Source organism: Streptomyces sp. NPDC014894 (assembly GCF_043080985.1).
In the GTDB taxonomy this organism is placed as follows: Bacteria; Actinomycetota; Actinomycetes; order Streptomycetales; family Streptomycetaceae; genus Streptomyces.
The window spans coordinates 422,821-436,933 of sequence record NZ_JBIBWD010000009.1 but is presented as its reverse complement, the minus strand read 5'-3'; the positions used below and the strand labels follow the sequence as shown (position 1 = coordinate 436,933).

Below are 14,113 nucleotides of genomic sequence, written 5' to 3'. Positions count from 1 at the left end.
CACCACCACACCCCCGACCACCCACAACACCCTCAAAATCCACGCCCGCACCCGCTACGGCAACATCGACATCCGCCGCGCCCGCACCTGACCCCAAACCTGTCATGCTCACGCCCACCACGCCGGGCGATCGGAAGGCCGGGCCGGGTCGGATAGGTTCGATCACATCCCGTCGGAGAACGGGCCCGCACCTACGCCTGAGGGAGCTCGGATGGCCACGATTCATCACACGACGGTGACGCCCACCAAGCTGGAGCTGCTCGCCGACTGGATGCCGAAGCAGGACTGGTACGCGCGCGGCGCGAGGACGCCGGAACTGGTGCCGGCCGGAGGGTTCCGGCTGGACGATCCGGCGGGCGCGGTCGGCCTGGAGTTCATGGTCGTGGCGGACACCGCCGGGCCGGAGCCGGTGGCGTATCTGGTGCCGATGGCCTACCGCGGCGCGGCGCTGGAGGGCGTATCCGGCGAGGCGCTGATCGGCACGACCGAGCACGGGGTGCTCGGCGCCCGGTGGGTCTACGACGGCGTCCACGATCCGGTGGCGATCGCGCAGTTGCGCGCGCTGCTGCGCGGCGAGGCGGTACCGCAGCACCAGAGCCTGAGCGACACCCCCGACCCGACGGTCACCGTGCGCGGAGGCGGCCCCGGCGACGGGACCGACGTGCGGATCAACCGGGTCCTGCGGCCGGCCGGGGAGGCCGCGCCCGGGTCGGCCGCGGAACTCGTCGCCGGGTGGAACTGGCCGGACGGCACGGCCGCGCGAGGCGTACTCGCGTCCGTCGCGCCGCGCTGACCGCCCCGCCCGCGACCGGCCGCCGCGTGTCGGCCCGGCCCCGCGGTCGAGCGCGGTGACGCGCGGCGTACCGGGACGTACCGGGATGCACCGGGAAGCTCGGGGACGCACCGCGGGGCGCCGCTGCGGGGACAGCGGCGCCCCGCGGCGTCGGACGGCGGACGGCGGACGGCGGACGGCCGATGACGGCCGGCGGCCCGCGACGGGTGCCGGAGGCCGGGCGGCGTCAGATGGCGCGTACCCCGGTGCGGACACCGATGACACGTGCCACCCGCTGGACGTCAGTGGTCGGAGCGTTCGGGGAGGGGCTGCTCCTTCCCCCGGCCCCGGCGGAGCACGGTCAGCCCGTAGCAGGCGAGAAGGACGACGGTGAAGGCGATGCCGATGCCCGCCGCCTGCCGCATGTCGGGCACCTCCACCGCGGTCGCGGCGACCGCGAGCACCCCGACCACGGCGACGATCGCCAGCTTCCCGCCCGCCGGGACGCTGAATCCGGTGAACTCCTCGGGGTGCGCGGTCCGGTGCCGCCGGAAGGCGATGTACGAGGCGAGGATGAGCAGCCACACCAGCAGGACCGCGAAGAGGGCGATCGACATCAGGATGCCGAAGAGGCCGCTGACGTCGTAGAAGGCGAGCAGCGCGGCGACCGCGATGCCCAGGGTCGACGCGGCCAGGGCGACCGCCGGGACGCCGCGCCGGCTGAGCCGGGCCATCGGCGCGGGGGCCAGCCCGTCGCCGCCGAGCGAGTGCAGCAGCCGGGACGCTCCGTAGAGATGGGCGTTGGCGGCGGACATGGCGGCGATGAGCACGACCATGTTGGTGATGGTCGCCGCCGCGGGCACGCCGATCTCCGAGAAGACCCGTACGAAGGGGCTGGTCTCGACGCTCCCGTCGCCGTCCGCCATCTTGCGCCAGGGGATCAGGGCGAGGACCAGGGTGATGGAGAGGAGGTAGAAGAAGCTCAGCCGCCAGGCCAGCTGGCGCATCGCGGTGCGGATGGTGCGCTGCGGGTCGATGGCCTCGGCGGAGGCGATGGCGACGACCTCGAAGCCGGCGTACGCGAACATCACCACGGCCATGGCGAGCCAGATCGAGCCGGCTCCGTGCGGCAGGAATCCGCCGTCGTCGCCGAGGTTGGCGAGGCCGGCGGCCTTGGTGTCGGGCAGTCCGAAGAAGACCAGGAGGGCGGCGCACAGGATGAACGCGCACAGCGCCACCACCTTGACGGTGGAGAGCCAGAACTCGGTGGCGCCGAAGGACTTCACGCTGATGATGTTGACCGCGAGGACCACCGCGGCGATCGCCAGGATCGCCAGCGACATCGGCACCTCGGGCCACCACCAGCGGATGTAGAGCGCGGAGGCGACGACCTCCGTCCCGATGACGACGACCGCGCTGAACCAGTACAGATACCGGCTGAGGAATCCGGCCCACGCGCCGAGATAGCGGTGCGCGATGGTGCCGAACGAGCCCTGGACCGGGTGGGCGGCGGACATCTCGCCGAGGAGGACGGCGATGATGGCGACCAGCACCGCGCCGATCGCGTACGAGACGATCACGGCGGGCCCGGCGACCGATATCGCGGAGCCGGAGCCGAGGAAGAGTCCGGTGCCGAGCGCGGAGCCCAGCCCGATCATGGTGGTCTGCCGGTGGGTGAGGGAGCGGACCAGTCCTTCGCCGGCGGCGGGCTCCGGTCTGGTGCCGTCGTCGGCGGCGGCGCCGGAGGGGGTCGGGGCGGGCGGTGCGGAGTCGCTGGGTGCGGCCATGGCGGTGGTGCCCTTCTGGATGGTGACGGGGGTGCGAGCGGGAGAGGGGAGGCGGCTCAGAACTCGCTGGCGCGGAACGGCTTCGCGGGCGCGTCCCGGTCCGGTTTGCCCAGGACCTTCGGCGAGGACAGCGCGTAGATGCCGTGGTTGGTCAGCGCCCAGGCGATGTTGCGGTCCCACTCCACATAGACCCCGTGGGTCTGGTTGCCGTACGCGTACTCGGCGGTCCCGGCGCCGTACGCCTTCGGGACGAAGTAGGCGGAGACCTCCGGCGAGGCCGGGTCGGAGACGTCGAAGAACTGCACGCCCGCGTTGTAGAAGCCGTAGCTCAGCACACCGGGGGTGTGCCGGCCCGGGTTGGTGTAGTAGCCGGTGCGCTTGGGGCCGAAGCTGCCGCGCCGCTGGCAGTAGTCGGTGATGCCGGCGGCCTTCGGCGGGGTGGGGCGGGGAAGGACGCCGACGACGCGGGGGCGCTTCGGGTCGCGGGCGTCGATCTGGTAGACGTCCTTGTAGGGCTCGTAGCAGTCCTCGGTGAGCGGATAGCCGGAGTAGTAGATCATTCCGGTCTTCTCGTACTGGGAGACGTCGATGTTGTCGCCCTCGGTGCCCGCGACCGAGGCCGGCAGGTCCAGACGGCCCACGGTCCTCATGTTCGACGGGTCGGAGACGTCCAGCACCGTGAGTCCGTAGCCGCCCATGGCGGCGAAGGCGTAACGCCCGCCCTTCTCGACGGGCCTGGGAAGGAAGAGCGGCATCCGGGCGCCCATCCAGCTGGTCCGGTTCCCGCAGCGCGGATTGGTCCGGTACGCGGCGTCCTCGCCGGTCCGCTGGCCCGGCAGGTGCCAGGTGTCGAGTAGCTTCGGGCGGGCCGGGTCGGACATGTCCCAGGACTGGTAGCCGGCCGAGTGCAGATTGGTCGGGTACTCGGTGCCGGAGTAGGTGTCGTCCGGCGCGGCGGCGATGAACATGTACTTCTCGCCGGTCCAGTACGGCACGTCGATCGAGCCGGAGCCCTGCTGCGCGGCGGCCGGGTCGCTCTTCAGCGGATCGGCCTGGGAGGCGTCGGTGGAGACCGTCGTCAGCAGCTTCCAGTCCTTCTTGCGCGGTCCGTCCAGGCGGTAGACCTTGAAGCCCTTGAGCCCCGGCTTGGCGCGCACCTTCCGCACGCCCTCGGGGTTGTTGTACTTGTCCCCGGACGGCTGGTCGGAGAGTTCCGAGATCTGGCGCTTGCTCTCGAAGCTCTGGACCATCACATACGCGTTCAGCTTCTTGTTCCACTGGATGGTGGACGCGCCCCAGTAGTCGTGCGCGGCCCAGTCGCCGTTCGCCCGGGTCTCGTCGCCGTTGACGCTCTTGCGGCTCAGCCTCTCGACCACCTTGACCTTCTTGATGTCGGTGATGTCGTAGACGCGGCCGTCCGAGCGGCTGTACTGGAAGAGATAGCGGCGGCCGTCGAAGTCGACGATGTTCTGCCAGGTGTGGAAGTAGTCGGGGGTGAAGTCGGCTCCCTCGTAGGCGGCTTCGACCTTCATGTTCTTGATGTACGAGCGGGTGTCGTACTCCGCGTTGCGGCCCGGGAAGGGGTGGTCGGAGCCCTCGTCGACCGGGGTGAGGGCGGGGTGCCGGAAGCCGCCGTCGAGCTGCATGCCGTACGAGCCGGGGTCGGCCGGCCCGGGGCGGCGGTCGGCGCACACGTCGAGGATGTTCGGGTCGGCGGGGGCGGTGGCCGCGGCGGCGGCGGTGGTGTCCGCGCCGGACACCCCGGGGGCGAGGAGGGTGGCCGTGGAGGCGGCCGCGACCACGGCGGCCAGAGCGGCGTTTCTGCGGAGGGAACGCATCTGACGGTCCTTTCGGAGAAGGAAGGGAGCGGGACGTGCGCGCGGTGCGCCCCTGGGGCGGGCGACGGTCGGAACGGGCCGGACGGAAGCGGGGGGATCCGGCCGGGTCAGGTCAGGTCACGGTGGGGCGCTGCTGGAACGCGGGGGCGAGGTGCTCGCCGCCGGTCACGACGGCGTGCAGCTCCCGTACGGCGCGCAGGACGTCGGCGTGGGTGACGTACAGGGCGTTGAAACCGAAGCGGAGCAGGTCGGGGGCGCGCATGTCGCCGATGACGCCGCGGGCGGTGAGCGCGGCGATCAGCGGGTACGCCTCCGCGTGCCGCAGGGCGACCTGGCTGCCGCGGCGCGCCGGGTCGCGCGGGGTGGCCGGGGTGAAGCCGAGGCCGTCGAGCAGCTCGTCGGCGCACTCCTGGAAGAATCCGGTCAGGGAGAGGCTCTTCTCCCGTACGGCCGTCATCTCCACCCCGTCGAAGGCCGTGAGCGCGGCCTCCAGGGCGAGCAGCGACAGCAGCGGCGGGGTGCTGATCCGGGCCCTGCCGATGCCCTCCCCCGGGGTGTATTCGCCGGACATGGCGAACGGCTCCGCGTGTCCGTGCCAGCCGGTGAGGGGGTGGTCGAAGTCCGCCTGGTGCCGGCGGGCGATGTAGGCGAACGCCGGTGCGCCCGGACCGCCGGAGAGGTACTTGTAGCCGCAGCCGACGGCGAAGTCGGCCTCGACGGCGTCGAGTTCGACGGGCAGGGAGCCCGCCGCGTGGCACAGGTCCCAGTGCGTCAGGGCCCCGGCGGAGTGCGCGGCGGCGGTGAGCGCGGCCATGTCGTACAGCTCCCCGGTGCGGTAGTCCACCGGGGCGTAGGCGGCGACGGCGACGTTCCCGGCCTCGGCGGCCAGCACGGCGGGGGCCTCCCGGGCCGGGACCCGGCGGACGTCGAGCCCGAGGAGGCGGCCCACGGAGTCGGCGATGTACTGGTCGGTGGGGAAGTGGTCGGGGTCGGTCAGGAGCAGCCGGCGGCCGGGGCGCATCCGGGCGGCGGCGAGGAGGGTGTTGAAGAGCTGGACGCTGGTGGAGTCGCCGGCCACGGTCTGGCCGGGGGCCGCGCCGATCAGCCGGCCGACGGCGTCGCCGGTCCTGATCGGCGCCTCCCACCAGCCGTTGCCGTTCCAGGAGCGGATCAGGTCGACGCCCCACTGGCGGTGCACGGCGTCCTCGACGGCCGCCGGGACGGCGGCGGGGAGGGCGCCCAGGGAGTTGCCGTCGAGGTAGACGACGCCCTCGGGGAGGAGGAAGCGGTCGCGGACGTGGGCGAGGGCGTCGGCGGCGTCCAGCGCGGCGGCGCGTTCGGTCAGCACGGGGTGTCTCCGTCGTGGTGTGAGAGGGCGGGGGCGGACGGTCCGGCGGCGGCCGGGGAGCCGGCGGCGGGCGCGGACCGGGCGTCGCGTTCCCGGGCGAGGTCCAGCGCGATGTCCGTGAGCTGGTCCTCCTGACCGCCGACCAGCCGCCGCCGGCCCGCCTCGACCAGCAGGTCGCGGGTGTCGAGACGGTGGCGCAGGGCCGCGGTCTCCGCGTGCCGCAGGAAGCTGGAGTACACCCCGGCGTAGCCGAGCGTCAGCGTCTCCCGGTCGACCCGTACGGGCCGGTCCTGGGTCGGGCGCACCAGTTCCTCGGCGGCGTCCGTCAGCGGGAAGAGCGCGCAGCCGTGCTCCCAGCCCATGAGGTCGAACACGGCCACCACGGGCTCCAGGGGCGCGTTCCCGGCGCCCGCGCCCTGTCCGGCGAGGGAGGCGTCGACGCGGTACGCCCCGGCCTCCACCGCCACGATGCTGTTGGCCACGCCGAGGCCGAGGTTGTGGTGGGCGTGGATGCCGATCTCGGTGGCCGGGTCGAGGGCGTCGCGGTAGGCGCGGACCCGGTCCCGTACGCCGTCCATGGTCAGCCGGCCGCCGGAGTCGGTGACGTAGACGCAGTGCGCGCCGTAGGACTCCATGAGGCGGGCCTGTGCGGCCAGTTCGGCGGGCGGGGCCAGGTGGGACATCATCAGGAAGCCCGATACGTCCATGCCCAGGTCGCGGGCGAGTCCGATGTGCTGGGCGGAGATGTCGGCCTCGGTGCAGTGGGTGGCGACGCGGACGGAGGTGACGCCGAGGGAGTGGGCGCGGCGCAGGTCGTCGGCGGTGCCGATGCCGGGCAGCAGGAGGGTGGTGAGCCGGGCCCGGTCGAGCACCTCGGCCGCCGCCTCCAGCCACTCCCAGTCGGTGTGCGCGCCGGGGCCGTAGGTGACGGAGGAGCCGGAGAGGCCGTCGCCGTGGGCGACTTCGACGGCGTCGACGCCCGCGGCCTCCAGGGCGGCGGCGACGGCCCTGACCTGATCGAGGGTGTAGCGGTGCGAGACGGCGTGCATGCCGTCGCGCAGGGTGACGTCCTGGACGTAGACCTTGGTCATCGGCGCCCGCTCCGTTCGGCCAGGCGCTCGGCGGTGCGCAGCGCGGCGGAGGTCATGATGTCGAGGTTTCCGGCGTAGGCCGGGAGGTGGTGGGCGGCGCCCTCGACCTCCAGGTAGACGGAGACGAGGAGCCGTCCGCCGCCGGCGAGTCCGATGAGCGGGTCGCCGGCGGCCAGGGCGCGGAACTGGGGTTCCTGCTTGAGCCGGTAGCCGGGCACGTAGGCGGCGACGGAGGCGACCATGGCGTGTACGGAGGCGGCGACGCGGTCGGGGTCGCAGTCGTCGACGACGCAGTGCACGGTGTCGCGCATCAGCAGCGGCGGCTCCGCCGGGTTGAGCACGATGATCGCCTTGCCGCGGGTCGCGCCGCCGACCTGTTCGAGGGCGCGGGAGGTGGTCTCGGTGAATTCGTCGATGTTGGCGCGGGTGCCGGGGCCGGCGGACCGTGAGGCGATGGAGGCGACGATCTCGGCGTAGTGGACGGGGGCCACCGCCGAGACGGCGGCGACGATCGGCACGGTGGCCTGGCCGCCGCAGGTGACCATGTTGACGTTGCGGGCGCCGAGGTGTTCGTCCAGGTTGACGGAGGGGACGACGTAGGGGCCGAGGGCCGCCGGGGTGAGGTCGACGATCGTCTTGCCGTACGGCGCGAGCGCGGCCGCGTTGTGGCGGTGCGCGGCGGCGGAGGTGGCGTCGAAGACCACGTCGATCTCGTCGAAGCCGTCGAGCGCGAGCAGTCCGGCCACGCCGTCGGAGCTGGTCGGGACGGAGAGCCGGCGGGCTCGTGCGAGCCCTTCGGACTCCGGGTCGACGCCGATCATCGCGGCGGCGGTGACGTTCCCCGAGCCTCTGATGATCTTGATGAGGAGATCGGTGCCGATATTGCCCGATCCGATCACGGCTGCCTTCATCGGACGGCCTCCTTCGACAGCGGGGTCAGGCCGAAGAACCGGACGGCGTTGCCGCCGAGGACGGCCGCGCGCTCGGCCGGGGAGAGCGCGCTCTCCCGGACCAGCCGGCCGATCTCCTCCTCGCCGAGCGGGAACGGGTGGTCGGAGCCGAGCAGTACGCGTTCCGCGCCCATCACGTCCACGAGGAGCCGCAGCGCGCCGGGGTCGAAGACGGCCGAGTCGACGGAGAAGCGGTCGGTGTAGTGCGAGGGCGGGTGCGGGGTGTCGGCGCGTACGAGGTCGCGGCGGCGCCAGGCGTTGTCGGCCCGGCCCAGGAGGTACGGGAAGCTGCCGCCGCCGTGGGCGAACATCAGCCGCAGCGAGGCGGGGAGGCGTTCGAAGGCGCCGGACAGGATCAGCGAGAGGATGGTCAGATGGGTCTCGCCGGCCATGCCCGCCAGCCAGGCCAGCATGTACCGGGAGAACCGGGGTCCGGACGGCAGGTCCCAGGGGTGGACCAGGACGGCCGCGTCCTGGTCGGCGCAGTGGGTGAGGAACTCGGTGAGCGCGCCGTGGTCGAGGTCGCGGTCGCCGAGGTGATTGCCGATGTGGACGCCGTGGAAGCCCTGGCGCATCGCCTCGCTGAGCGTCTCGCAGGCCGCCTCGGTGTTCTGGAGCGGCACCTGGCACAGCGGGGCCAGCCGGTCCGGGGCGTGCGCGGCGTACCGCAGGAGGTGGGAGTTGACCGTACGGCACCAGTCGACGGCGCGGTCGGGTTCGAGGTCGTAGCCGAAGAGCATCGGGGTGCTGGAGAGCACCTGGACGTCGACGCCGAGCCGGTCCAGGTCGGCGACGCGTACGGCCGGGTCCCACAGGGTGCGGAGCACGGGCCGGTACTCGGCGGAGCCGGCCATCATCATGCCGGCGTCCGGGCCGTCCGTGGTGCGCAGCCAGGGGGCGTCGTCGGAGCCGGTGAGCAGCCGGGACTCGGCGCGGCCGATCTCCGGGAAGACGTGGGCGTGCACGTCGACGACGGTCACGCGCCGGCCTCCTCGTCGCGGCGGGTGCGCGGGCGCAGTTCCGAGGGCCAGTCCCGGCCGGGGTGCACGGCGTCGCAGTGCGGGCAGGTGCGGGCGGCCTCGTCGGCGTAGAACGCGCCGAAGACCGGCGGGAGGTCGTCGACGATCGAGGTGAGCTGGACCTCGCTGCGGTGCACCAGGCGGTGGCACTCCATGCAGTACCACTCGAAGGCGTCGCGGTGTCCCTGCGGCCGGGCGAATTCGACGACGAGGCCGATGCTGTCCTCCTCGGGCCGCTGCGGGGAGTGCCGCAGGTGCGCCGGGGCGAGGAAGACGTCGCCCTCGCGGATGTGGATGTCGCGCGGCGGCCGGCCCTCCTCCTCCATGACGCGGAGCACCATGTCGCCCTTGAGCTGGTAGAAGAACTCCTCGATCGGGTCGTCGTGGAAGTCGGTGCGCCGGTTGGGGCCGCCCACGACCGTGACCATCAGATCGGCGTCCTGCCAGATCTGGACGTTGCCGACCGGCGGCTTGAGCAGGTGCCGGTGTTCCTCGATCCAGGCCTGGAGGTTGAACGGTCTCATGGTCATCGGCGCTGTTCCTTGTTCTGGGGGAGGTGGGCCACGGCGCTGATCTCGATCAGCAGGTGGGGGTGGGGGAGCTGGTGGACGGCGACGGTGGTGCGGGTGGGGCCGTCCTGGTCGAAGTACTCGGCGTAGACCTCGTTGTAGCCGCCGAAGTCGTTCATGCTGACCAGGTACGCGGTGACCGAGACCAGGTCGCCGAGGCCGCCGCCGGCCGCGGCCAGCAGGCCCGCGATGTTGTCGAGCACGGCCCGGGTCTGGGCGCGGACGTCGAGGTCCGTCACGCCCATCGGGTCGGCGCTCGCGCCGGCGAAGGTGCCGTCGGGGCGGCGGGAGCTGGTGCCGGAGACGAAGACGAGGTCGCCCGCGCGCCTCAGGTGCGGGAAGCGGCCGCGCGGCGGGGCGGCGCCGGGGACGATCACGCGTCCTCCCGGGCCGCGGTCGGGGCGGTGCCGGCGGTCGCCCGGGCGGGCCGGGCCGTCGTGTTCGCGGCCCGGGCCGTCGCGTTCGCCGGCCGGGCCTTCGTGTTCGCGGTCCCGGCGGCGGTCCCGGCGGCCTCGGCCGCCTCCGCCGCCTCGGTGGTGAACCGGACGGCGCCGAGGCCCGCGACCGTGGCCCGTACATGCGTACCGGGCGGCAGGGGTACGGCGGCGGTCGCCGCGCCGGCGAGGATCACGGTGCCGGCCTCCAGCGGGCCGGCGAGCCGGGCCGCGGCGGCGAGGGCGCGCAGCGGGTGCCCGAGGATGGCCGCGGTGGAGCCGGTCTGGGCCGGGCGGCCGTCCAGCTCCAGCAGGACGCCGAGGTTGTCGAGATCGCCGAGGGCCCGCCAGGGCCCCACGACATAGGCCGCGGCGGAGGTGTTGTCGGCGATCACCTCGGGGAGGGAGAACCGGAAGCCGTCGTACCGGGAGTCGATGATCTCCAGCGCGGGGGCGACGGCCGCGACCGCCGAGGACGGGTCGGCGCCGGGGCGCAGGGTGTCGCCCAGGAGGAAGGCGATCTCCGGCTCGACCCGGGGGTGGATCAGCCCGGAGAGGTCGTACCGGCCTCCGTCGGGGATCTCCATCCGGTCCGTCAGCCGCCCGTGGATCAGGTCGCCCACGCCCATCTGCCGCATCTTGGCGAGGCTGGTGAAGCCCAGCTTGACGCCGGTGAGGCGTTCCCCGCGGGCGAGCCGCCGCGCGATCAGGGCGGCCTGGACGGCGTACGCCTCGGCGGTGTCCTCCAGGCCGCTGCCGCCGCCGGGCAGCGGGCGCGCGTCCAGCGCGGAGGTGTCGAGGGAGGCGGCCAGGGTCGTGATGTTCATCGGAGCGTTCCTTCCGCGCCGGCGCGGCCGAAGGCCGCGCGCACCGAGCCGAGTCCGTCGACCCGGGCCTCGAACACATCGCCGGGCTCGACGGCCGCCATGGGGCCGAGCGCTCCGGTGAGCACGGTGTCCCCGGCCCGCAGCGGACGGCCGAGCCGTACGAGGGTGTCGGCGAGCCAGACGGCGGCGTGCAGCGGGTTCCCGAGACAGGCGACGCCCGCGCCGGTGGAGACGGGCTCGCCCCGGCGCTCCAGCACCATGCCGGCGGTCCGCAGATCGAGATCCCGCAGCTGTACGGGCCGGGTGCCCAGGACGTACGCGCCGCTGGAGGCGTTGTCGGCGACGGTGTCGACGGCCGCGATGTCCCAGTCGCGGATCCGGCTGCCGACCACCTCGACGGCGGGCAGCGCGAAGGCGGTCGCCCGGATCACGTCGGCGACCGTGTGCCGCTCGTGGAGGAGGTCGTGTTCGAGGACCAGGGCGACCTCGGCCTCGGCCCTGGGCTGGAGCACCGTGCCCCAGGGGATCTCCGCGCCGTCCGGTACGGCGGTGTCGTCGAGGAGCACGCCGAAGTCCGGGGTGTCGACGCCAAGCTGTTCCCGCACGGCGGCCGAGGTCAGGCCGATCTTCCAGCCGGTGACGCGGCGGCCCTCGGCGAGCCGGCGGTCGGTGAGGACGGACTGGACGGCGTAGGCGGCGTCCAGGTCCCCGGGCGGGAGGAGGTCGCGGACCGGGGCGCACGGGACGCCGGTGCGGTGCGCCTTCTCCAGGCGTTCGGCGGCCCTGGTCACCGGGTCGCGCGTCGCGCCCGCCGCCGGGTCCGGTGGATTCACGGTCTCGTCCGTCGTGCTCACAGCTTCACGCACACATTCATCGGTTCGGAGAAGAAGTCGAGGGAGTGGTCGCCGCCCTCACGGCCGATTCCGGAGGCCTTCACCCCGCCGAAGGGGGCCCGGAGGTCGCGCAGGTTCCAGGTGTTGACCCAGGCGGTGCCCACCTCGAGGGCGGGGGCGACACGGTGGGCGCGGCTCAGGTCGCCGGTCCAGACCGTGGCGGCCAGTCCGTAGGGGCCGGCGTTGGCGAGGGCCAGCGCCTCCTCCTCGGTGTCGAACGGGGCCAGGTGCACGACCGGGCCGAAGATCTCGTCCCGTACCGCCGGATGGTCCTCCGGCAGTCCGGTCAGCACGGTGGGCTCGACCCAGAACCCGCCGTCCCGCTCGTCCCCGAAGACCGGCGTCCCGCCGCCCGCCAGGACGTCGCCGTCGGCGGCGGCCCGCTCCAGATGGCCCAGCACCTTGTCCCGGTGGGCGGCGGAGACCATCGGGCCGTAGCCGGACAGTTCCTTCGCGCCGGCGGCCAGCGCCGCCGCGAACGCGTCGAAGACCGGCCGCTGCACATACAGCCGTTCGGTGCAGAGGCAGACCTGTCCGCTGTGGGTGAAGGCCGAGCGGAGGGCGCCCTCGACGGCCCGCTCCAGATCCGCGTCGGCGAAGACCAGTCCGGCGTTCTTGCCGCCCAGTTCGAAGGAGACCGGGGCCAGCCGGGCCGCCGCCGCCCGCATGATCGTCGTCCCGGTGCGGGATTCGCCGGTGAAGGCGACGGCGTCCACCCCGGGATGCTCGGTGAGCCACTGCCCGGCCGCGTCGGCGCCCGTGCCGTGCACCAGATTGAAGACGCCCGCCGGGACCTCCGCCTCGGCCATCACCTCGGCGAGCAGACAGGCCGTGCCGGGGGTCAGCTCGGACGGTTTGGCCACCACCGTGTTGCCCGTCGCGAGGGCGGGCGCGACCTTCCAGGTGAGGAGGAGCAGCGGCAGATTCCACGGCGAGATCACCGCGACGACGCCGAGCGGCTTGTGGACGGTGTAGTTCAGCGCGCCGCGACCGTCGGGGGTGGCGGTGTGCCAGGAGCGTTCGCTCCGCCCGGCCAGCAGGTCCGCGTACGAGCGGAAGTTGGCGACCGCCCGGGGGATGTCGACCGCGGCGGCCAGCTCGCGGGGCTTTCCGGTGTCGGCGCACTCGGCGGCGACGAACTCCTCGAAGCGGCGCTCGATGCCGTCGGCGATCCGGTGCAGCAGCCGCGACCGCTCGGCGGGGCTCCACCCGGCCCATGGACCGCGCAGCGCCCGCCGGGCCGCGGCGACCGCCCGGTCGACCACGTCCCGGGACGCTTGCGGCACCTCGCCGACGGCCCGCCCGGTGACCGGGTCGACGAGCGGGAACGGCACGCCGGACGCGTCGAACCCGCCTCCTACGTAATGCCGCACGGGTGAAGACACCTTGCAGACCTCCGTTGCTGGATGGGGGGATGTCTGAAAATCGCCCCCGAGGCGTGCCGGTATAGTGCACCCACCCAGCTATGCCGATCCAATGCCGATCGGCGTGAGAGATATAGCGATCCTGGTATGTCGCGGTGCCGGCCGCCCCCGGCCGCCCCGCCCCACCGGAAGGAGCCCGCCGCGATGGACCTCCTGGACGGCCGGCTGAAGTTCCGGCACCTGACCCTGCTGATCGCGGTGTACGAGCACGGGAGCGTCGTCCGGGCGGCCGAATCCCTGCACCTCACCCAGCCCGCCGCGACCCGGACCCTCCAGGAGCTGGAGGCCATCGCCGATCTGCCGCTCTTCGTCCGCGTACCGCGCGGCATGCGGCCCACCGTCTACGGCGAGGCGCTGGCGGAACACGCCCGCGCGGTGGTCGCCGAGGTGCGGCGGGCCGGGGAGCACCTCACCGGGCTGCGGCAGGGGCGGGACGGCACGGTGACCGTGGGCACCCTGCTGGCCGGCGCCAACGTGCTGCTGCCCCGGGCGGTCGCCGGGCTCAAACGCGAACGCCCCCGGCTCACCGTGGTCGTACGGGAGGGAACCCCGGACGTCCTCCACCCGGCGCTGCTGGCGGGCGAGCTGGACGTCATCGTCGGCCGGGTGGGGCCCGCCCCGGCGGAGGGGGACGGGCTGCGCCAGCGGATGCTGTACCGGGAGCCCATCCGGCTCGCCGTCCGCTCCGGCCACCCGCTCCTTCGGGCCGCCGGACTCACGCTCCCGGGCACCCTCGGATTCCCCTGGATCCTCCCGGTCGAGCAGACCGCCCTGCGCCAGGAACTCGGCGCGCTCTTCGCGGACCGGGGCCTCGCGCTCCCCGCGGACCGCGTCGAGTGCACGTCCATCCTCACCATGCGGGCGCTGCTGCTGCAGACGGACATGGTGGCGCTCCTGCCCGAGCTGGTCCTGCGGGACGACGAGCACCTCGCCGCGCTGCCGGTCGAACTCCCCTCGGTCGGCCGCACCGTGGGCACCACCGAGGCCGCCCACCGCACCCGCACCCCCGCCCTGCGGGCGCTGCTCCACCATCTCGACCAGGAGGCGGTCCTGCTGCGCGAGACGCTCGGCGAGGCGGCCGCGCCGCCGGAGGACGGCGAGCGCTGAGCGACCGCGCGGCCCGGGGCCGGCGAGCGCCGGGCGGCGAAACCGGGTCGACGC

General features: G+C 73.6%; 12 protein-coding genes and 1 pseudogene. 2 read left to right on the top strand and 11 right to left on the bottom strand.

Annotation, left to right across the window (positions count from 1 at the left end; genetic code table 11):
* Positions 1-211: 211 nt before the first annotated feature.
* The gene (locus tag ACF089_RS23640; protein ID WP_392029711.1) at positions 212-793 is read left to right on the top strand and encodes a 1,4-alpha-glucan branching protein; all 582 of its coding nucleotides are present in this window, start codon (positions 212-214) and stop codon (positions 791-793) included.
* A gap of 281 nt (positions 794-1,074) precedes the next feature.
* On the opposite strand, the gene ACF089_RS23635 is transcribed toward ACF089_RS23640, so the two are convergent.
* The 11 genes and pseudogenes from ACF089_RS23635 to ACF089_RS23585 all read right to left on the bottom strand — a co-directional run bounded on the left by ACF089_RS23635 (position 1,075) and on the right by ACF089_RS23585 (position 12,901).
* Positions 1,075-2,559, bottom strand: a complete 1,485-nt coding sequence (locus ACF089_RS23635) for an amino acid permease (protein ID WP_392029709.1) — start codon at positions 2,557-2,559, stop codon at positions 1,075-1,077.
* A gap of 56 nt (positions 2,560-2,615) precedes the next feature.
* Positions 2,616-4,397 (bottom strand): hypothetical protein, encoded by a 1,782-nt coding sequence (locus ACF089_RS23630; RefSeq protein WP_392029706.1) that lies wholly within the window; start codon positions 4,395-4,397, stop codon positions 2,616-2,618.
* 112 nt (positions 4,398-4,509) lie between these two features.
* Positions 4,510-5,745, bottom strand: a complete 1,236-nt coding sequence (gene kynU, locus ACF089_RS23625; protein ID WP_392029703.1) for a kynureninase — start codon at positions 5,743-5,745, stop codon at positions 4,510-4,512.
* A complete protein-coding gene (gene dmpG / locus ACF089_RS23620) occupies positions 5,739-6,836 on the bottom strand; it encodes a 4-hydroxy-2-oxovalerate aldolase (protein ID WP_392029700.1) in 1,098 nt (365 codons plus the stop codon). The genes kynU and dmpG overlap by 7 nt, the downstream gene beginning before the upstream one ends.
* Positions 6,833-7,747: an acetaldehyde dehydrogenase (acetylating) gene (locus ACF089_RS23615; RefSeq protein ID WP_392029698.1), complete on the bottom strand. Its 915-nt coding sequence runs from the start codon at positions 7,745-7,747 to the stop codon at positions 6,833-6,835. Before ACF089_RS23615 ends, dmpG begins: the two co-directional genes overlap by 4 nt.
* Complete coding sequence (locus ACF089_RS23610; RefSeq protein ID WP_392029695.1) at positions 7,744-8,766, bottom strand: amidohydrolase family protein; 1,023 nt, start codon at positions 8,764-8,766, stop codon at positions 7,744-7,746. The genes ACF089_RS23615 and ACF089_RS23610 overlap by 4 nt, the downstream gene beginning before the upstream one ends.
* Positions 8,763-9,335: a 3-hydroxyanthranilate 3,4-dioxygenase gene (locus tag ACF089_RS23605; RefSeq protein ID WP_392029692.1), complete on the bottom strand. Its 573-nt coding sequence runs from the start codon at positions 9,333-9,335 to the stop codon at positions 8,763-8,765. Before ACF089_RS23605 ends, ACF089_RS23610 begins: the two co-directional genes overlap by 4 nt.
* Positions 9,332-9,751 (bottom strand): RidA family protein, encoded by a 420-nt coding sequence (locus ACF089_RS23600; RefSeq protein ID WP_392029689.1) that lies wholly within the window; start codon positions 9,749-9,751, stop codon positions 9,332-9,334. The genes ACF089_RS23605 and ACF089_RS23600 overlap by 4 nt, the downstream gene beginning before the upstream one ends.
* A 146-nt stretch (positions 9,752-9,897) precedes the next feature.
* Positions 9,898-10,635, bottom strand: a pseudogene (locus ACF089_RS23595) (2-keto-4-pentenoate hydratase); the annotation flags it as partial.
* On the bottom strand, positions 10,632-11,489 hold the full coding sequence (locus ACF089_RS23590) for a 2-keto-4-pentenoate hydratase (RefSeq protein ID WP_392029686.1): 858 nt from the start codon (positions 11,487-11,489) through the stop codon (positions 10,632-10,634). The gene ACF089_RS23590 and the pseudogene ACF089_RS23595, both read right to left, overlap by 4 nt.
* Positions 11,486-12,901 (bottom strand): 2-hydroxymuconic semialdehyde dehydrogenase, encoded by a 1,416-nt coding sequence (locus ACF089_RS23585; RefSeq protein WP_392029684.1) that lies wholly within the window; start codon positions 12,899-12,901, stop codon positions 11,486-11,488. The genes ACF089_RS23590 and ACF089_RS23585 overlap by 4 nt, the downstream gene beginning before the upstream one ends.
* 195 nt (positions 12,902-13,096) lie before the next feature.
* Between ACF089_RS23585 and ACF089_RS23580 the strand changes: the two genes are divergently transcribed.
* A complete protein-coding gene (locus tag ACF089_RS23580) occupies positions 13,097-14,059 on the top strand; it encodes a LysR substrate-binding domain-containing protein (protein ID WP_392029681.1) in 963 nt (320 codons plus the stop codon).
* Positions 14,060-14,113 lie beyond the last annotated feature (54 nt).